Raw genomic sequence first — 2,870 nt, forward strand, 5'->3', positions numbered from 1 at the left:
CCCTTCACTCTTAGCCTTTCCCCGTGGGGGAGGCTGCCGGCAGGCAGACGAGGGGCAGCGCCAGGCCATACGATTTTGTTGTAGAATACGAGGACTTACAAAATGACCGAGACGGTCAAACTCATTACCCCCGTCGATGGCTCGATCTATGCCGAGCGGCCGATTGCTACAGACCAGGCGATCAACGCCGCAGTGGAACGCGCCAAGGCGGCGCAAGAGAAGTGGGCTGAGAAACCTATCGTCGAGCGCGGCAAGTACATGTTGGCTATGCTGGAAGCGCTGGTCGCGATGACCGACGAGATCGTGCCGGAGATCGCCTGGCAGATGGGGCGCCCCGTGCGCTATGGCGGCGAATTCGGCGGCGTCAAGGAACGCACCAACTACATGGTCGAGATCGCCGAGCAGGCGCTCAAATCGGTGCCGGCCTCCAACCCCAAGGACGGTTTCCGCCGCTATGTGAAGAAAGACCCGCTCGGCGTCGTCATGGTGATCGCGCCGTGGAATTATCCCTATCTGACCGCCGTCAACACCATCGTGCCGGCGCTGATGGCCGGCAACACCGTGATCCTGAAGCATGCGGCGCAGACGCTGCTGGTCGGCGAGCGCTTTCAGCAGGCTTTCGACAAGATCGGCCTGCCCAAGGGCGTGTTCCAGAATGTCGTGCTGAACCACGCCCAGACCGAAAGGCTGCTCGGCTCGGGCAAGATCGACCACGTCAATTTCACCGGTTCGGTCGGCGGCGGCCGCGCCATCGAAAAGGCGGCGGCGGGCACCTTCATGACGCTCGGCCTCGAGCTTGGCGGCAAGGATCCGGCCTATGTGCTGCCCGACGCCAAAATGGACCATGCGGTCGCCAATCTGGTCGACGGCGCCTTCTACAATTCCGGCCAGTGCTGCTGCGGCATCGAACGCGTTTATGTGCACGAGAAGGTCTATGACGAATTCGTCGAAGGCTTCATCGCCGAGACCAAGAACTATGTCGTCGGCAATCCGCTCGACCAGGCGACGACGATGGGACCGATGGCGCAGGCGCGCTTTGCTGACCTGATCCGTGAACAGAAGGCGGAAGCGCTGCGCAAGGGTGCCAAGGCGCACATCAACATGAAGGTGGCTAACGACAAGGCTGGTTCGCCTTATCTGGCACCTGAGGTGCTGACAGAAGTCGATCATCAGATGAGCGTCATGCGCGAGGAAAGCTTTGGCCCGATCGTCGGCATCATGAAGGTGCGCAACGACGAAGAGGCGATCGCGCTGATGAACGACAGTCCCTACGGGCTGACCGCTTCGATCTGGACGCGCGATACCGAGCATGCCGTGGCGATCGGCAACCGCGTCGAGACCGGCACGGTGTTCATGAACCGCTGCGACTACCTCGACCCGGCCTTGGTCTGGACCGGCGTCAAGGACACCGGCAAGGGTGCGGGCTTGTCGGCCATCGGCTACGACAATCTGACCCGGCCGAAATCATTCCATCTGCGCGAAGCCATCTGATTTATTGAAAGACAAAAATGTCCAAGCTGATCTCCAAATGGAACTACCCCACCACCGTCCGCTTCGGCGCCGGCCGCATCAAGGAATTGCCTGAGGTGCTGGCGGCCACCGGCATCAAGCGGCCGTTGTTCGTCACCGACCCTGGACTGGCGAAACTGCCGGTCGTCGCCTCGACGCTGAAGATACTCGACGACGCCAAGGTTCCTTACGGCGTCTTCTCCGAGGTCAGGCCTAACCCGGTCGAGTCCAATCTGACCGCCGGCATCGCCGTGTTCAAGAAGGGCAAACATGACGGCGTCATCGCCTTCGGCGGCGGTTCGGCGCTCGATCTCGGCAAGCTGATCGCCTTCCAGGCCGGGCAGGTCAGGCCGGTATGGGATTTCGAGGATGTCGACGACTGGTGGACGCGCGCCAATTCGGACGCCATCGCGCCGATCATCGCCGTGCCGACCACCGCCGGGACCGGATCGGAAGTTGGCCGCGCCGGCGTTATCACCAATGAGGCGACGCACACCAAGAAGGTCATCTTCCATCCGAAACTTTTGCCAGCAATCGTTATTGCCGATCCGGAGCTGTCGGTCGGCATGCCCGGCTTCATCACCGCCGGCACCGGCATGGATGCGCTCGCCCACTGTCTCGAGGCCTATTGCGCGCCGGGCTATCATCCGATGGCCGACGGCATCGCCGTCGAAGGTGTGAGGCTGGTCTTCGAGAACCTGCCGAAGGCCTATGCCAACGGCAAGGATCTCGTCGCGCGCGCCCACATGATGAGCGCCGCCGCCATGGGCGCCACTGCCTTCCAGAAGGGGCTCGGCGCCATCCATTCGCTGTCGCATCCGGTCGGTGCGCTCTATGACACCCATCACGGCATGACCAATGCGGTGTTCATGCCCTATGTGCTCGCCTTCAACCGTGACTCCATCGAGGAGCGTATCGGCCGGCTCGCCGCCTATTGCGGCGTCAAGGGCGGCTTCGACGGGTTCGCCAAGGCGATTATCAAGCTGCGCAAGGAATTGAAGGTGCCGCATGCGCTGCCGGGCCTTATCAAGGGGCTCGACATGGACAAGAAACGCAAGGCGCTGATCGCCGACATGGCGGTGGTCGATCCGACCGCCGGCGGTAACCCGGTCAAGCTGACCAAGAAGGCGGCGCTGACCTTGCTCGAAAACGCCATTGCCGGCACGGTCTGAGGCGTTTTCCGCGCCGCAAAGTGATCTGAAAAGGGGCTATGAAAACAAGGGGGAGGATGACGGGCAAGGCACAAACTAGTTAGCCGGAAAAAGAATCGCGGAGCGATTGCTACATCAGGTTAAAAAGAGTTTACTTTTTCGCACTGCGAGCAGCCGCTTTCACAAAGCTTTCATCTGGCTGTCACATGA

2 protein-coding genes are annotated in these 2,870 nt (G+C 61.4%); both read left to right on the forward strand.

The window, feature by feature from the left end:
* Positions 1-102: 102 nt before the first annotated feature.
* Positions 103-1,491: an aldehyde dehydrogenase family protein gene (locus EN914_RS30425; protein ID WP_024502758.1), complete on the forward strand. Its 1,389-nt coding sequence runs from the start codon at positions 103-105 to the stop codon at positions 1,489-1,491.
* Between the two features lie 17 nt (positions 1,492-1,508).
* The gene (locus tag EN914_RS30430) at positions 1,509-2,681 is read left to right on the forward strand and encodes an iron-containing alcohol dehydrogenase (protein WP_024502757.1); all 1,173 of its coding nucleotides are present in this window, start codon (positions 1,509-1,511) and stop codon (positions 2,679-2,681) included.
* Positions 2,682-2,870 lie beyond the last annotated feature (189 nt).

Source organism: Mesorhizobium sp. M7A.F.Ca.CA.001.08.2.1, from assembly GCF_003998455.1.
Lineage (GTDB): Bacteria > Pseudomonadota > Alphaproteobacteria > Rhizobiales > Rhizobiaceae > Mesorhizobium > Mesorhizobium ciceri.

Excerpts from the sequence above, each read along its gene's own strand:
- EN914_RS30430 (WP_024502757.1), top strand. The coding sequence starts at position 1,509 with ATGTCCAAGCTGATCTCCAAATGGAACTACCCCACCACCGTCCGCTTC.
- EN914_RS30425 (WP_024502758.1), top strand. The coding sequence starts at position 103 with ATGACCGAGACGGTCAAACTCATTACCCCCGTCGATGGCTCGATCTAT.